Genomic DNA, 15,384 nt, shown 5'->3' with positions numbered 1-15,384 from the left:
CCCCGCGCGACCCCAAAACGCGTCCAGTAGGGTTTGGTCCGCATAAACATCCAAACCCCTGCCCGACGCAGGGCGGCGACCGACCCGCGAGAAGGCAGGCCGCAGCCAACCGCGCGGGCGAGACTCTCGGGAAGGCGCTACGTGAGTCCCAACGGCTCCGACCGCTCGCCGCGGCGCCCGATGCGGCGGAAGCTGCTGCAGGCAATGACCGCGGGCCTGGTCCTGGCGACCGCCACCGGTTGCACATACAAGGACTTCCCCCGCCTTGGTATGCCCACCCCGGTCACAGAAGAGGCTCCGCGGATCCTCTCCCTGTGGCAGGGCTCCTGGGCTGCCGCGCTGGCCACCGGCGTGCTGGTGTGGGGCCTGATCCTGTGGAGTGCTTTCTTCCACCGGCGCAGCCGCACAAAGGTCGAAGTTCCTCCGCAGACCCGGTACAACATGCCCATCGAGGCGCTGTACACGGTTGTGCCGATCATCATCGTCTCGGTGCTGTTCTACTTCACCGCCCGCGACGAGTCGAAGCTGCTGAGCCTCGACAAGAAGCCCGACGTCACGGTCAACGTGGTCGGCTTCCAGTGGAGCTGGTGCTTCAACTACATCGAGAACGTCGAGGGTTCCGAGGGGAACGCGAAGACCGACAAGAACCTGGCCGCGATCCCGGACCGGTTCAAGACGGACTTCCCGGACAACGCGGGTGGCACCTACACCTGCGGCGTCCCCAACGAGCGGAACCCGCAGACCGGCAACCCGGGGCCGACCCTCTGGCTCCCCGAGGGCAAGACGGTCCGCTTCATCCTGACCTCGCGTGACGTCATCCACTCCTTCTGGGTGGTGCCGTTCCTCATGAAGCAGGACGTCATCCCGGGCCACACCAACTCCTTCCAGGTGACTCCCAACAAGGAGGGCACCTTCCTGGGCAAGTGCGCCGAACTCTGCGGCGTCGACCACTCCCGGATGCTGTTCAACGTGAAGGTCGTCTCTCAGGAGCGCTACGAGCAGCACCTCAAGGAACTCGTGGAGAAGGGGCAGACCGGTTACGTTCCCGCGGGCATCGAGCAGACGAGCCACGAGAAGAACCGGGAGACGAACAACCTGTGAGCATCCTCAACGAACCCCAGGGTGCCTCCGCAGCTGAGGACTCGTACGAGAACGAGCTGCCGGTCAGGCGCAAGCAGCCCGGCAACGTCGTGGTGAAGTGGCTGACGACCACCGACCACAAGACCATCGGTACGTTGTACCTGGTCACGTCGTTCGCGTTCTTCTGCATCGGTGGCGTAATGGCGCTCTTCATGCGCGCCGAGCTGGCCCGTCCGGGTCTGCAGATCATGTCGAACGAGCAGTTCAACCAGGCGTTCACGATGCACGGCACGATCATGCTGCTGATGTTCGCGACGCCGCTGTTCGCCGGCTTCACGAACTGGATCATGCCGCTCCAGATCGGCGCGCCGGACGTCGCCTTCCCGCGACTGAACATGTTCGCCTACTGGCTGTACCTGTTCGGCTCGCTCATCGCGGTCGGCGGCTTCCTCACCCCGCAGGGCGCGGCCGACTTCGGCTGGTTCGCCTACAGCCCGCTCTCGGACGCCGTCCGCTCCCCGGGCATCGGCGCCGACCTGTGGATCATGGGCCTGGCCTTCTCCGGCTTCGGCACCATCCTCGGCTCGGTCAACTTCATCACCACCATCATCTGCATGCGCGCCCCGGGCATGACGATGTTCCGTATGCCGATCTTCGTGTGGAACGTCCTGCTGACCGGTGTCCTGGTCCTGCTGGCCTTCCCGGTCCTCGCGGCCGCGCTGTTCGCCCTGGAGGCGGACCGCAAGTTCGGCGCCCATATCTTCGACGCGGCCAACGGCGGCGCGTTGCTATGGCAACACCTCTTCTGGTTCTTCGGCCATCCAGAGGTGTACATCATCGCCCTGCCGTTCTTCGGCATCATCTCCGAAGTGATCCCGGTGTTCTCCCGAAAGCCGATGTTCGGCTACATGGGCCTGATCGCCGCGACCATCTCCATCGCCGGTCTCTCTGTGACCGTGTGGGCGCACCACATGTACGTCACCGGCGGCGTCCTCCTACCGTTCTTCTCCTTCATGACGTTCCTCATCGCCGTCCCGACGGGCGTGAAGTTCTTCAACTGGATCGGAACGATGTGGAAGGGCTCACTGTCCTTCGAGACACCGATGCTGTGGGCGACGGGCTTCCTCATCACCTTCACCTTCGGCGGTCTGACCGGCGTCATCCTGGCCTCGCCGCCGATGGACTTCCATGTGTCCGACTCGTACTTCGTGGTGGCGCACTTCCACTACGTCGTCTTCGGCACCGTCGTCTTCGCGATGTTCTCCGGCTTCCACTTCTGGTGGCCGAAGTTCACCGGCAAGATGCTGGACGAACGCCTCGGCAAGATCACCTTCTGGACGCTGTTCATCGGCTTCCACGGCACCTTCCTGGTCCAGCACTGGCTGGGCGCCGAGGGCATGCCGCGTCGCTACGCCGACTATCTGGCGCAGGACGGCTTCACCGCCCTGAACACGATCTCGACGATCAGCTCGTTCGTCCTCGGTCTGTCCGTCCTGCCGTTCTTCTACAACGTGTGGAAGACCGCCAAGTACGGCAAGCCGGTCGGCGTCGACGACCCGTGGGGCTACGGCCGCTCGCTCGAGTGGGCCACCTCCTGCCCGCCGCCGCGCCACAACTTCCTCACCCTGCCGCGGATCCGCAGTGAATCCCCGGCGTTCGACCTGCACCACCCGGAGATCGCCGCGCTCGAGCAGCTGGAGCACAGCGGTCACGGCGCGAGTGCCATCGCAGGCGGCAAGGAGGCCGGCAAGTGAAGGTCCAAGGATGGATGTTCACGTGGCTGAGCGTGTTCATCCTCATCATGGCCATCGTCTACGGCGTCTGGTCGAAGGAGCCTGCGGGCACCACGGCCCTCTTCCTCGCCTTCGGCCTGTCCATCATGATCGGCTTCTACCTGGGCTTCACGGCCAAGCGGGTCGACTCGGGCGCGCAGGACAACAAGGAAGCGGACGTCGCGGACGACGCCGGCGAGCTGGGCTTCTTCAGCCCGCACAGCTGGCAGCCGCTGTCGCTCGGCATCGGCGGCGCGCTGGCCTTCCTGGGCGTGGCGATCGGCTGGTGGCTGCTGTACTTCTCCGTCCCGCTGATCATGATCGGTCTGTGGGGCTGGGTCTTCGAGTACTACCACGGTGAGAACCGCACCCAGTAGCACGCGCTGAACGCGGCGAGAGCCCGGACACTCCGTCAGGAGGGTCCGGGCTCACGCTTTTGCCGTATCCGCGCTGCTCCGTCCGTGTCACTCAGCGCGCCGCCGCCGACGCGGCTCCCTAGCGTGAAGTCATGAGCCACCAACCACGCCCTCGCACCGTCGTCGGCTGCACCCTGCTGGTGATCGCCCTGGGCGCGGTCGCGAGCGCCTGCGGCTCGGACGGCAACCCACTGTCCGCGCGCCCCTACGACGCGACGGACCAGATCTCCTTCAACGGCGCCGAGGAAGACGGCAGGAAGACCGACCCGGACAAGCCCCTGGAGGTCACGGCGCAGGACGACGACCGGATCACGGACGTCACCGCCGTGGACGGCACAGGCCGCTATGTGCCGGGCGAGCTCTCCGCCGACGGCAGCCGCTGGCACAGCACCGAGCCGCTGGCCGCAGGCGCCCGCTACACGGTCCGTGTGAGCACCGAGGACGACGACGGCGCACCCGGCCGCCGCGTCCTCACCTTCGACACCGGCAAGCCCACCAGCAAGAAGCGGCTGGCGGTCACCTTCGGCCCCGACGCGGGCGAGTACGGCGTCGGCCAGCCCGTCACCGCCAAGCTGGACCAGCCCGTCAAGGACCCCGCCCAGCGGGCCGTCGTCGAACGCGCCCTCAAGGTCGACTCCACGCCCTCCGTGCAGGGCGGCTGGCACTGGGTGGACGACAAGGAACTCCACTACCGGCCCAAGGACTACTGGCCCGCCCACGCGACCGTCCGCGTCCACAGCAACCTGGACGGCATCAAGATCGGCGACCGGCTGTGGGGCGGCCCCGCGAAGGACCTCAAGCTCTCCATCGGCGACCGGGTCATCGCCGTGACGGACGCGTCGTCGCACTCCATGACGGTCTTCAAGAACAACGAGGAGATCAACCAGATCCCCGTCACCACCGGAAAGCCGGGCTTCGAGACCCGCAACGGCGTCAAGGTCGTCCTGGGCAAGGAGTACTTCGTACGGATGCGCGGCACCACCGTCGGCATCTCGGAGGACTCCTCCGAGGCCTACGACCTGCCCGTCTACTACGCGACCCGGGTCACCTGGAGCGGCGAGTACGTGCACGCCGCACCCTGGTCCGTGGGCTCCCAGGGCTATGCGAACGTCAGCCACGGCTGCACCGGCATGAGCACGTCCAACGCCGAGTGGTTCTTCGACAACGTCCGCGCGGGCGACGTGGTCCAGGTCGTCAACAGCTTCGGCGACACGATGGAGACCTTCGGCAACGGCTTCGGCGACTGGAACCTGGACTGGCAGAAGTGGACCAAGGGCAGCGCCCTCACCGGCGGCAAGCAGGACAGCCGGCAGGAGACGGCGAGACTCAGCCCGGCGGCCGCGTAGACGCTTCCAAGGGGCGCGAGGCACTGTACGACCAGCCACGGACGGCCGTCAGTCGCGACATGACCTCACGCCCCCCGGAGGGCTCACGCGCTCTGTTGGAGGTTCTTCCGCCGCAGCAGGGAAGCGAGCGCCGAGGCGAACTCGACCGGCTCCACCGGCAGCGTCACCGCCGCCTCCGCCCGGCTCCACGTGGCCAGCCACGCATCCTGCGGCCGTCCGATCAGCAACAGCACCGGCGGGCACTGGAAGACCTCGTCCTTCACCTGCCGGCACAGGCCCATGCCGCCCATCGGCACGGCCTCCCCGTCGAAGACGCAGACGTCGATCCCGCCCTTGTCCAACTCCGTGAGCACCGCCGCGGGCGTCGCGCACTCGAGGAACTCCACGAGCGGCGCATCGGGGGCGGGCCGTCGGCCGGAGGCCGACCGCACCTGCTCGCGGGTGTTGGAGTCGTCGCTGTAGACCAGCACCGTGGCGGTCGCCTGCATGCTTCCTCCGTGACATCAGCGTCGTACGGACAGAACCGATGCCGCGGATGCTACTCCCTTGAACACCCCGTCAACACCGCTTGGAACGCCACTTCGATGGGCCATACGGGCAGTACACGCGGTGTGAACACTCCGAACGGCACCCCCGGGAGTGAGGGCTGGATAAGGGACCGACATAATGTCGGTCGTGGCGACAGCAACGACAGTAGAAACCGGGCACGCGCACCCGTCGGTCAATCGGCCGAACCTCACCAGCGTCGGAACCATCATCTGGCTGAGCTCCGAGCTGATGTTCTTCGCGGCCCTCTTCGCGATGTACTTCACCCTGCGATCGGTGACCGGGCCGGATCACTGGAAGGAAATGGCCGAGAGCCTGAACTTCCCGTTCTCGGCCACGAACACCACGATCCTGGTGCTCTCCTCGCTCACCTGCCAGCTCGGCGTCTTCGCCGCCGAGCGCGGTGACGTGAAGAAGCTCAGGATGTGGTTCATCGTCACCTTCATCATGGGTGCGATCTTCATCGGCGGTCAGATCTTCGAGTACACGGAGCTGGTGAAGAAGGACGGGCTCTCGCTCTCCTCCGACCCGTACGGCTCGGTGTTCTACCTGACCACCGGCTTCCACGGCATGCACGTGACGGGCGGCCTCATCGCCTTCCTGTTCGTCCTCGGGCGCACCTACGCGGCCAAGAGGTTCACCCACGAGCAGGCGACCGCGGCCATCGTCGTGTCCTACTACTGGCACTTCGTCGATGTCGTCTGGATCGGCCTCTTCGCCACGATCTACATGATCAAGTAGCCGGGCCCGCTCCCGCACATCCGTACGCATCGACGCAGAAGATCCTGACACCGGGGTAATCCGTGAAAAAGCTCTCCGCACGACGACGCCATCCGCTGGCGGCGCTCGTCGTCCTACTCCTCGCGCTGGCATGCACAGGGGGGCTGTACGCCGTGTTCGCGCCCGCGAGCAAGGCGCAGGCAGACGACACCGCCCAGTCCCTCGCCATCGACGAGGGCAAGAAGCTCTACGCCGTCGGCTGCGCCAGCTGCCACGGCACCGGAGGTCAGGGCAGCTCCGACGGTCCCAGCCTGGTCGGCGTGGGCGCCGCGGCCGTGGACTTCCAGGTCGGCACCGGCCGCATGCCGGCGGCGACCTCCCAGGGCGCCCAGGTGGTGAAGAAGAAGAACATCTACACGCAGGCCGAGATCGACCAGCTCGCCGCGTACATCTCCTCCCTCGGCGCCGGCCCGTCCGTCCCGACCGAGGCCGAGTACAGCCCGGAGGGCGCGGACATCGCCAAGGGCGGCGACCTGTTCCGCACCAACTGCGCGCAGTGCCACAACTTCACCGGCAAGGGCGGCGCCCTCACCAAGGGCAAGTTCGCTCCGACCCTGGAGGGTGTGGACCCGAAGCACCTCTACGAGGCCATGCAGACCGGCCCGCAGAACATGCCCTCCTTCCCCGACACCACCCTGTCGGAGCAGAACAAGAAGGACATCATCGCGTACCTGCACGCGGTCAACAGCGACGAGACGAACAACCCCGGTGGTCTGGAGCTGGGCGGCCTCGGGCCGGTCACTGAAGGCCTCTTCGCCTGGATCTTCGGACTCGGCGCCCTGATCGCGGTCGCCGTCTGGGTCGCCGCTCGGACCGCAAAGGCCAAGAAGTCATGAGTAACCAAGACATTCCAGAAGAGAACCTGCCTGCTGAGCAGGACCACGCCCATGGCGCGGTATCCGTCGCGGACGAGAAGAACCCGTTCGCGGACCCCGGTCTGCCGCCCCACGAGCACCGCATCCAGGACATCGACGAGCGGGCCGCCAGGCGGTCCGAGCGTGCGGTCGCCTTCCTGTTCACGCTGTCGATGCTCGCCACGGTCGGCTTCATCGCCTCGTACGTGGCGATCCCCGCCGACAAGTCGATCTTCGTGTTCCCGATCGGCCACCTCAGCGCGCTGAACTTCGCGCTGGGTCTGACGCTGGGCACGGCGCTGTTCACCATCGGCGCCGGCGCGGTCCACTGGGCCCGCACCCTGATGTCGGACGTGGAGGTCGCCGACGACCGGCACCCGATCGCGGCCGAGCCCGAGGTCCGGGCCAAGGTCCACGCGGACTTCAAGCAGGGCGCCAAGGAATCGGCGATGGGTCGGCGCAAGCTGATCCGCAACACGATGTTCGGCGCGCTCACCCTGGTGCCGCTCTCCGGCATCGTCCTGCTGCGCGACCTCGGTCCGCTGCCCGAGGACAAGCTGCGGCACACGCTGTGGTCCAAGGGCAAGCTGCTCGTCAACATGAACACGAACGAGCCGCTGCGTCCCTCGGACGTCGCCGTCGGTTCGCTCACCTTCGCCAAGCCCGAGGGCCTGGAGGAGCACGACGAGGAGTTCCAGAACGAGATCGCCAAGGCGGCCCTGATGATCGTCCGGCTGCAGCCGGACAACATCAAGGACAAGCAGGAACTCGACTGGTCCTACCAGGGCATCGTGGCGTACTCGAAGATCTGCACCCACGTGGGTTGCCCGATCTCGTTGTACGAGCAGCAGACGCACCACGTGCTGTGCCCTTGCCACCAGTCCACCTTCGACCTCTCCGACGGTGCCCGAGTGATCTTCGGTCCCGCCGGTCACGCCCTGCCGCAGCTGCGCATCGGTGTGAACGACGAGGGCTACCTCGAGGCGCTCGGCGACTTCGAAGAGCCCGTCGGTCCTGCATTCTGGGAGCGCGGATGAGCACCACAGAGAAGACAGAGTCCCGCGAACGCGGGAAGGCGCCGGCCGGCGAGCGAGTCGCCGACTGGGCCGACGGCCGGCTGGGGATCTACTCCCTGGCCAAGGCCAACATGCGCAAGATCTTCCCCGACCACTGGTCGTTCATGTTGGGCGAGGTCTGCCTCTACAGCTTCATCATCATCATCCTGACGGGTGTGTATCTGACGCTGTTCTTCCACCCGTCGATGAACGAGGTGGAGTACCACGGCAGCTACGTCCCGCTTCAGGGACAGCTGATGTCCGAGGCGTTCAGCTCGACCCTGCACATCTCCTTCGACGTGCGCGGCGGTCTGCTCATCCGGCAGATCCACCACTGGGCGGCGCTGATCTTCCTCGCCGGCATGTTCGTGCACATGATGCGCGTGTTCTTCACGGGCGCGTTCCGCAAGCCGCGTGAGATCAACTGGCTGTTCGGCTTCCTGCTGTTCGTCCTGGGCATGTTCACCGGTTTCACCGGCTACTCGCTCCCGGACGACCTGCTCTCCGGCACCGGTGTCCGCTTCACCCAGGGCGCGATCCTGTCGATGCCGATCGTCGGCACGTACATCTCGTTCTTCCTCTTCGGCGGCGAGTTCCCGGGTCACGACTTCGTGGCGCGGTTCTACTCGATCCACATCCTGCTGCTGCCGGGCATCATGCTCGGCCTCGTGGTCGGCCACCTGATCCTGGTCTTCTACCACAAGCACACGCAGTTCGCGGGCCCCGGAAAGAGCAACAAGAACGTCGTCGGCATGCCGCTGCTGCCGGTGTACATGGCCAAGGCCGGAGGCTTCTTCTTCCTGGTCTTCGGTGTGATCGCGGCCATCGCGGCGATCGCGCAGATCAACCCGATCTGGGCCATGGGCCCCTACCGTCCGGACCAGGTGTCGACCGGCGCCCAGCCCGACTGGTACATGGGCTTCGCCGAGGGTCTGATCCGCTTCATGCCGGGCTGGGAGATCAACATCTGGGGTCACACGCTCGTCCTGGGCGTGTTCATCCCGCTGGTGCTCTTCGGCGTGGTCCTCGCGGCGCTGGCGATGTACCCCTTCATCGAGTCCTGGGTCACCGGCGACAAGCGCGAGCACCACATCCTGGACCGCCCGCGCAACGCGCCGACCCGGACCGCGCTGGGCGTCGCCTGGGTCACGATGTACATGATCACGCTGGTCGGCGGTGGCAACGACCTGTGGGCCACCCACTTCCACCTGTCGATCAACTCGATCACCTGGTTCGTCCGGATCTTCTTCTTCGTCGGACCGGTCATCGCGTACATCTTCACCAAGCGGATCTGCCTCGGCCTGCAGCGCCGGGACCGGGACAAGGTGCTGCACGGTCGCGAGACCGGCACCATCAAGCGCCTGCCGCACGGTGAGTTCGTCGAGATCCACGAGCCGCTCAGCCAGGAGCAGCTGCACACCCTCACCGCGCACGAGCAGTACGTGCCCGCCGCGATCGGCCCCGCGGTCGACGAGAACGGCGTCGAGCGCAAGGTGACGGGCTCCGAGAAGCTGCGCGCCAAGATCAGCGGCGCGTACTTCGGCGAGGACCAGCAGATCCCGAAGCCCACCGTCGAGGAGTACAAGGAGATCACGAGCGGCCACGGCCACCACTGATCGCTTGCGGCGTCGCCACGCCCGCGCAACGGGCCCCGTCCGGTCTTCGGACGGGGCCCGTTCCCGTGCCCACGGGCTGGATAGGGTGGGGACACACTCTTCTACGAGAGCCCTAGAAGATCGTTACGACACCCAGGAGCGGCTGATGAGCGCTGTGACCCCCGCTGGAGGCGACACCGCGGCGGGCCGTTCCTGGCCCGAGGTCCTGAACAGCCTGCTGTACGGCCACGACCAGGACGCCGACGCCACGTTCTGGGCGCTGGACCGGATCATGCGCGGCGAGGCGACCGATGCGCAGATCGCCGGGTTCGTGGTGGCGCTGCGGGCCAAGGGCGAGACCGTCGAGGAGATCAACGGGCTCGTCCGGGCGATGTACGAGCACGCCAACCTGATCGAGGTGCCGGGTCGGACCGTCGACATCGTCGGCACCGGCGGCGACGGCGCGAAGACGGTCAACATCTCCACGATGTCGGCGATCGTCGTGGCCGGCGCGGGCGCCACGGTCGTCAAGCACGGCAACCGGGCCGCGTCCTCCGCGTCCGGCGCCTCGGACGTCCTGGAGAAGCTCGGCGTCAATCTGGAGCTGACGCCGCGGCGGGTGGCCGAGGTGGCCCAGGAGGCCGGGATCACCTTCTGCTTCGCGATCAAGTTCCACCCGGCGCTGCGTCATGTGGGCGCGGCCCGCGGCCAGTTGGGCATCCGCACGGTGTTCAACGTCCTCGGCCCGCTGACCAACCCGGCGAAGGTGCGGGCCCAGGCGGTCGGCGTCGCGGACCCGCGCATGGCGCCGGTCGTCGCGGGCGTCTTCGCCGAGCGCGGCAACTCGTCCCTGGTCTTCCGGGGCGACGACGGCCTCGACGAGCTGACGACGACGGCCACGTCCCATGTGTGGGTCGTCCGCGACGGCAAGGTCGCCGAGGAGAGCTTCGACCCGCGTGACGTCGGCCTGGAGCTGGTCCCCGTGGAGGCCCTGCGGGGCGGGGACCCCTCGTACAACGCGGAGGTCGCCCGCCGTCTTCTGGAGGGCGAGCCGGGCCCGGTGCGGGAGGCCGTGCTGCTGAACTCGGCGGCCGCGCTGGTGGCCCTCGACCCGGGCAGCGGAACGCTGGCCGAGCAGATCCGGTCCGGAATGGACCGGGCGGCCGAGTCCATCGACTCCGGCGCGGCCAAGCGGACGCTGGAGCGCTGGGTCGCCGCCAGCAACAGGTAGTTCCTCAACGGACGGTCGTCCCGCGATCCGGACACGGGTTGCGGGACGACGATCACATCGCGTACGTTCCTTTGTCAGGTCATGAGTGACAGTCAAGAGGCCCCGGCCGACTGTCCGGCAACCCTCCGTCCGTGGCGGGGTGCCCCGGGTGAAGACCAGGCTGTGCACAACAAGGTGCACGGCAAGCGCGGATCCCTCACACGCTTCTGAGAGCGTGCGGCCAGGGATCCTGGTCATCGAGGGAGCCTTCTGTGAGCAAGCGAATGCGATAGGGCGCAGAGCCCCGCTTCCGCGTACCCCTTTTCACTTTTCCCTTGCCTCACACGGGAGTTCCGTCATGTCCGTTTCCGTCTCCACCGCTGCCTCCGTCCAGACCGTTTGTGCGCCTCTGCCCGTTCTGGGGCGGGATGTGACCGTCCCGCTCGTCACGGGCGGCGAGGTCGCCTACGCGGCGCTCGACTACGCGGCCAGCGCCCCCGCCCTCCAGCGCGTCTGGGACGACGTGGCGGCCTACGCCCCCTACTACGGCAGCGTCCACCGCGGCGCCGGCTACCTCTCCCAGCTCTCCACCGACCTGTTCGAGAACGCCCGCCGGACGGTCACCGAGTTCCTGGACTGCCGCCCCGACGACCAGCTGATCTTCACCCGCTCCACCACGGACTCCCTCAACCTGCTCGCCGCGGCCCTCCCCGCCGACTGCCAGGTCTTCGTCTTCGAGACCGAGCACCACGCCTCGCTGCTGCCCTGGAAGGACGCCCGGGTCACCTACCTGGACGCCCCGCGCACCCCGCGCCAGGCCGTGGAGACCCTGGAGCGCGCCCTCGCCGACCGTGACCCGTACGGCCCGGCCCTGGTCTGCGTGACCGGCGCCTCGAACGTCACCGGCGAGCTGTGGCCGGTGCGCGAGCTGGCGGCGGCCGCGCACGCCCACGGCGCCCGCATCGTCCTGGACGCCGCCCAGCTCGCCCCCCACCACCCGGTGTCGGTGCGGGACCTCGACGTCGACTGGGTCGCCTTCTCCGGCCACAAGCTGTACGCGCCCTTCGGCTCCGGCGTCCTGGCCGGCCGCGCCGACTGGCTCCAGGCCGCCGACCCGTACCTCGCGGGCGGCGGCGCCAGCCGCAAGGTCACCCGGCGCGAGGACGGGGGAGTGGACGTGGAGTGGCACGAGAGCGCCGCCCGCCACGAGGCCGGCTCCCCGAACGTGATCGGCGCGTACTCCATCGCCGCGGCCTGCAAGGCGCTGACCGAGGCCGGCTTCGAGGCGCTGGTGGCCCGTGAGCAGTACCTGATCGAGAAGGTACGGGCCGGTCTGGCCGAGGTGCCGCAGGTCAGGGTGTTGTCCCTGTTCGGCGACGACGCCCCGCGGGTGGGCGTGATCTCCTTCGTCGTCGAGGGCTGGAACAGCTCCCACTTCGCCGCCGCCCTCTCCGCCGAGTACGGCATCGGCGTCCGGGACGGCCTCTTCTGCGCCCACCCGCTGGTCCGCACCCTCCTGGGCGGCGACCTGCACAGCCAGGGCGAGTGCGGCGCCCCCGAGGCGGCCCCCGGGGAGAAGTCCCTCAACGCCATCCGGGTGAGCTTCGGCGCGGGCACCCCCGACGAGCACGTGGAGCGCTTCGTGACCGCCGTACGGGAACTGGTGACCGACGGCGCGCGGTGGCAGTACCGCACGCAGGACGGCCGCTGCGTCCCCGCGGTGTAGGGCGCCGGCGCCGGGGCCTACTCCAGGCCGATGGCGAACGCGGCCTCGAGGTCGTGCTGGGAGTAGGTGCGGAAGGCGACGTGCGTGTCCGTCCCCTCGACCCCCGGGATCTTGCTGATGCTCCCGGGGATGACCTCCGCCAGGTCCTCGTGCTGCTTCACCCGGACCATGGCGATCAGGTCGTAGGTCCCGGTCACGGAGAAGACCTCGCTCACGGAGTCCAGCGAGGCGATCCGCTCGGCGATCTCGGGGATCCGGTCCACGCTGGTCTTGATGAGGACGATCGCGGTGATCACGGCTGGTTCTCTCCCTCGGGGGCCGTTGCTGGGGCGGCCCTCACTCTAGTCGCCCGCCCGTTCCCCGCCGCCGTCCTGCCCAGGCCGCCCTTCGGGCCCCTTCTGTGGCCGAAACGGGCCCACGCGTAGACGAGCCCCAGGCCGAAGCCCACCACATGGGCCAGGTAGGCCACCCCGGGCCCGGCGGTGGCCCGGCCCGCCGCCACCCACTGCAGGGCCGCCCAGAAGGGCAGCACGACCCAGGCGGGGAAGCGCAGCGGCAGGAAGAACAGGAACGGCAGGAGGCTGGTCACCCGCGCTCGGGGGAACAGGTACAGAAACGCGCCGAGGATCGCCGAGATCGCCCCGGAGGCCCCGACCAGGGACTGCGCGGAACCGGCGTTGGCGGCGGCGTAGCCCAGCAGGGCCAGATAGCCGCAGCCGAGGTGGAAGAGCGTGAACTCGACGCGGCCCATCCGCTCCTCGGTCATCGCCCCGAAGACGTAGAGGAAGAGCATGTTGCCCAGCAGATGCACCCAGCTGCCGTGCACGAACAGGGCCGTGGCCGGGGTCAGGGCGGCCCGTGGGGAGCCCGCGAAGAGCTCGGCGGGCACCACGCCCCAGCGCCGGAAGTAGGCCCGCTGCGCGGCCAGCAGCTCGTCGCCGGTGCCGTAGCCCGGATTGAAGCCCGAGGCGGGGCCGATGACGAAGATCAGGCAACACACGGCGATCAGTCCGTAGGTCACCGGCGCCGAGGGTTTGCGGACCGTCCTGCCGACCGTTCCGCTCCAGTTGCTGATCATGGATACAGAGCATGACGGAACAGGACGCACCAGCACAGACCGCCTCGCCGCCGGGCGGGCGCGGTGATCGGATGGGCGGCGAGTACGCGCCAGGCCGTAGGGTTACGAGCCATACGCGCGGGGGAGCCTCCGGCCCGACCCCGACACTGGAAGTACGACACTAGAAGGAAGCGGAAAGTCACGATGACGGTTCCCCTGCCGACCGCCACGACGCGGTGGCGCTGCACGCTCTGCGGCAACCTCACGCGGTTCGACGTGACGCGCTCGTCGAAGGTCGTCGAGTACGTGCACCTCGACCTCGCCGGTGAGCCGAAGGTCGAGGAGCGCGAGGTGGTCAGTGAGACCATCGAGACGGTGCGGTGCCGCTGGTGCAACGCCGTGGACCAGGTGGAACTCGTGGATCGGCCGGGCGCCGGCTCCTGACGGGAGCCGGCCCCGCACAGGTATTGGGGTGTGACGGATGGTGGAGAGCGCAGGCGGGGGGCCGGGCGACGGCGCCGCCGAGATGCTCGACCGTCCGCTGCCGGACGGCGTGCGGCGCAGGGTCGTCACGATCGTGTCCGACGGCTTCGGCGGACTGACCGTCGGCGAACTGCCCGCCCAGCTGCGCCAGTACGCGCGGTTCGCGCCGAACCGGCGGGCCAAGTTCGCCGGCAACGCGATGGCCGCCGCGCTGGAGACCGATCCGCTCTTCCGGCAACGCATCGCCGAGAAGTTCAGAGAAGCCCAGCCGGAACTCTCCGGCGCTCTCGACTCCGGCTCGCCGACCCCGGCCGCGGACCCGCTCGACGTGGCGGCCGCGGCCTATGTACTGCGGCCCACGGGCTGGGTGAAGCTGGTCACCGCGGCCGGCGAGGAGGCCCAGCGGGCGGACGCCGAGCGCGCCGACGAGGAGAGCCGGGCCGAGCTGGAGCGGCTGCGCGAGGAGCTGGACCGGGCGCGTGAGCAGACCCGCGCGGACACCGAGCGGCTGCGCGTCGAACTGGACGTGGCGAAAAGGGAGGCCGATTCGCTCAACCGCAAGCTGCGTTCGGCCCTCAGCGACATCAAGCGGGGCGAGGCCGCGCTGCGCAAGGTGCAGAGCGAGATCGAGGCCGTCCGGGCCGAGGGGCATGCCCAGGTGTCCGCCGCGGAGAGCGAGGCACGGCGGCTGAAGGGGCGGCTCGGGGAGACGGAGGCCGCCCTGGAGGCCGCCCGGCGGGCGGCGCGCGAGGGGCGCAGCGTCGAGGACATGCGGCTGCGGCTGCTGCTCGACACGGTGCTGGACGCGGCCCAAGGGCTGCGGCGGGAACTGGCGTTGCCGCCGGTGTCGGTGCGCCCCGCGGAGACCGTCGACGCGGTCGAGCCCGGGCGGATGACCCCGAAGGACATCGCCGCGCGGGCCCTGTCCGAGCATGATCCGGCCATTCTTGACCAGCTCCTCGCGCTGCCGCAGGCGCATCTCGTCGTGGACGGCTACAACGTCACCAAGACCGGCTATCCGCAGATGCCGTTGGAGAAGCAGCGGCTGCGGCTGCTGGGGCAGCTCTCGCAGCTCGCCGCGCAGACCGGCGCCGAGGTCACCTGTGTCTTCGACGGGGCCGAACTGGCGGCTCCGGTGCTGCTCGCGCCGCCGCGCGGGGTGCGGGTGCTGTTCTCCAAGCCCGGGGTCACGGCCGACGAGCTGATCCGTCAGCTGGTCCGGGCCGAGCCGCCGGGCCGGCCGGTGATCGTCGCCTCGACCGACCGGGAGGTGGCCGACGGGGTCGCGAAGGCGGGTGCCCGACCGGTGGCTTCCGCGGTACTTCTGAAGCGACTGTCCTGAAGGTCGAAGTTGCAGGTTTAATGCCCGAATTGACTGAATGATCACGCAACGTAGTGTCAATCGAGCATTGCTGCGCGTGAGTTGTGTGAAAAAACTGTGTTGCGTGATGGGTTTTTTTCTCC

The 15,384-nt window shown here is 68.3% G+C and carries 15 protein-coding genes and 1 riboswitch; of the genes, 12 read left to right on the top strand and 3 right to left on the bottom strand.

Going from position 1 to position 15,384, the window contains the following annotated elements; translation table 11 throughout:
• Positions 1-141 precede the first annotated feature (141 nt).
• From ctaC to ACWD4O_RS06910, 4 genes are all read left to right on the top strand, one after another.
• Complete coding sequence (gene ctaC / locus ACWD4O_RS06925; protein WP_451278145.1) at positions 142-1,101, top strand: aa3-type cytochrome oxidase subunit II; 960 nt, start codon at positions 142-144, stop codon at positions 1,099-1,101.
• Complete coding sequence (ctaD, locus tag ACWD4O_RS06920) at positions 1,098-2,834, top strand: aa3-type cytochrome oxidase subunit I (protein WP_358807180.1); 1,737 nt, start codon at positions 1,098-1,100, stop codon at positions 2,832-2,834. The genes ctaC and ctaD overlap by 4 nt, the downstream gene beginning before the upstream one ends.
• Entirely contained in the window at positions 2,831-3,229 is a 399-nt protein-coding gene (locus tag ACWD4O_RS06915; protein ID WP_351912407.1) for a cytochrome c oxidase subunit 4, read from the top strand. The genes ctaD and ACWD4O_RS06915 overlap by 4 nt, the downstream gene beginning before the upstream one ends.
• A 131-nt stretch (positions 3,230-3,360) precedes the next feature.
• Positions 3,361-4,614: an Ig-like domain-containing protein gene (locus ACWD4O_RS06910; protein WP_451278143.1), complete on the top strand. Its 1,254-nt coding sequence runs from the start codon at positions 3,361-3,363 to the stop codon at positions 4,612-4,614.
• A gap of 83 nt (positions 4,615-4,697) precedes the next feature.
• On the opposite strand, the gene ACWD4O_RS06905 is transcribed toward ACWD4O_RS06910, so the two are convergent.
• Entirely contained in the window at positions 4,698-5,102 is a 405-nt protein-coding gene (locus ACWD4O_RS06905; protein ID WP_451278141.1) for a hypothetical protein, read from the bottom strand.
• A 178-nt stretch (positions 5,103-5,280) separates the two neighbouring features.
• On the opposite strand from ACWD4O_RS06905, the gene ctaE reads away from it, so the two are divergent.
• The 6 genes from ctaE to ACWD4O_RS06875 all read left to right on the top strand — a co-directional run bounded on the left by ctaE (position 5,281) and on the right by ACWD4O_RS06875 (position 12,380).
• Positions 5,281-5,901, top strand: a complete 621-nt coding sequence (gene ctaE, locus ACWD4O_RS06900; protein WP_327314500.1) for an aa3-type cytochrome oxidase subunit III — start codon at positions 5,281-5,283, stop codon at positions 5,899-5,901.
• A 62-nt stretch (positions 5,902-5,963) separates the two neighbouring features.
• Positions 5,964-6,776: a cytochrome bc1 complex diheme cytochrome c subunit gene (gene qcrC, locus ACWD4O_RS06895; RefSeq protein ID WP_351912414.1), complete on the top strand. Its 813-nt coding sequence runs from the start codon at positions 5,964-5,966 to the stop codon at positions 6,774-6,776.
• Positions 6,773-7,831: a cytochrome bc1 complex Rieske iron-sulfur subunit gene (qcrA, locus tag ACWD4O_RS06890; protein ID WP_358807176.1), complete on the top strand. Its 1,059-nt coding sequence runs from the start codon at positions 6,773-6,775 to the stop codon at positions 7,829-7,831. Before qcrC ends, qcrA begins: the two co-directional genes overlap by 4 nt.
• Positions 7,828-9,465, top strand: coding sequence for a cytochrome bc1 complex cytochrome b subunit (gene qcrB / locus ACWD4O_RS06885; RefSeq protein ID WP_451278138.1), 1,638 nt, complete (start codon positions 7,828-7,830; stop codon positions 9,463-9,465). The genes qcrA and qcrB overlap by 4 nt, the downstream gene beginning before the upstream one ends.
• Positions 9,466-9,610: 145 nt before the next feature.
• A complete protein-coding gene (gene trpD, locus ACWD4O_RS06880) occupies positions 9,611-10,675 on the top strand; it encodes an anthranilate phosphoribosyltransferase (RefSeq protein ID WP_451278136.1) in 1,065 nt (354 codons plus the stop codon).
• A gap of 77 nt (positions 10,676-10,752) precedes the next feature.
• Positions 10,753-10,869, top strand: a riboswitch (SAM riboswitch).
• A 143-nt stretch (positions 10,870-11,012) separates the two neighbouring features.
• Positions 11,013-12,380, top strand: a complete 1,368-nt coding sequence (locus ACWD4O_RS06875) for an aminotransferase class V-fold PLP-dependent enzyme (protein ID WP_451278134.1) — start codon at positions 11,013-11,015, stop codon at positions 12,378-12,380.
• Between the two features lie 17 nt (positions 12,381-12,397).
• On the opposite strand, the gene ACWD4O_RS06870 is transcribed toward ACWD4O_RS06875, so the two are convergent.
• On the bottom strand, positions 12,398-12,676 hold the full coding sequence (locus ACWD4O_RS06870; RefSeq protein ID WP_351912423.1) for an Lrp/AsnC family transcriptional regulator: 279 nt from the start codon (positions 12,674-12,676) through the stop codon (positions 12,398-12,400).
• Positions 12,673-13,458, bottom strand: coding sequence for a rhomboid family intramembrane serine protease (locus tag ACWD4O_RS06865; protein ID WP_451278132.1), 786 nt, complete (start codon positions 13,456-13,458; stop codon positions 12,673-12,675). The genes ACWD4O_RS06870 and ACWD4O_RS06865 overlap by 4 nt, the downstream gene beginning before the upstream one ends.
• A 183-nt stretch (positions 13,459-13,641) precedes the next feature.
• Here ACWD4O_RS06865 and ACWD4O_RS06860 point away from each other — a divergent pair, with 183 nt between their 5' ends.
• Entirely contained in the window at positions 13,642-13,881 is a 240-nt protein-coding gene (locus ACWD4O_RS06860) for a hypothetical protein (protein ID WP_351912426.1), read from the top strand.
• Positions 13,882-13,918: 37 nt separating this feature from the next.
• A complete protein-coding gene (locus tag ACWD4O_RS06855; RefSeq protein WP_451278130.1) occupies positions 13,919-15,262 on the top strand; it encodes an NYN domain-containing protein in 1,344 nt (447 codons plus the stop codon).
• Positions 15,263-15,384: the final 122 nt, after the last annotated feature.

It is taken from the genome of Streptomyces sp. NPDC002623, assembly GCF_053592635.1.
Note: the sequence above shows the minus strand (reverse complement) of the source record. Positions and strands in the feature narration are given on the sequence as shown.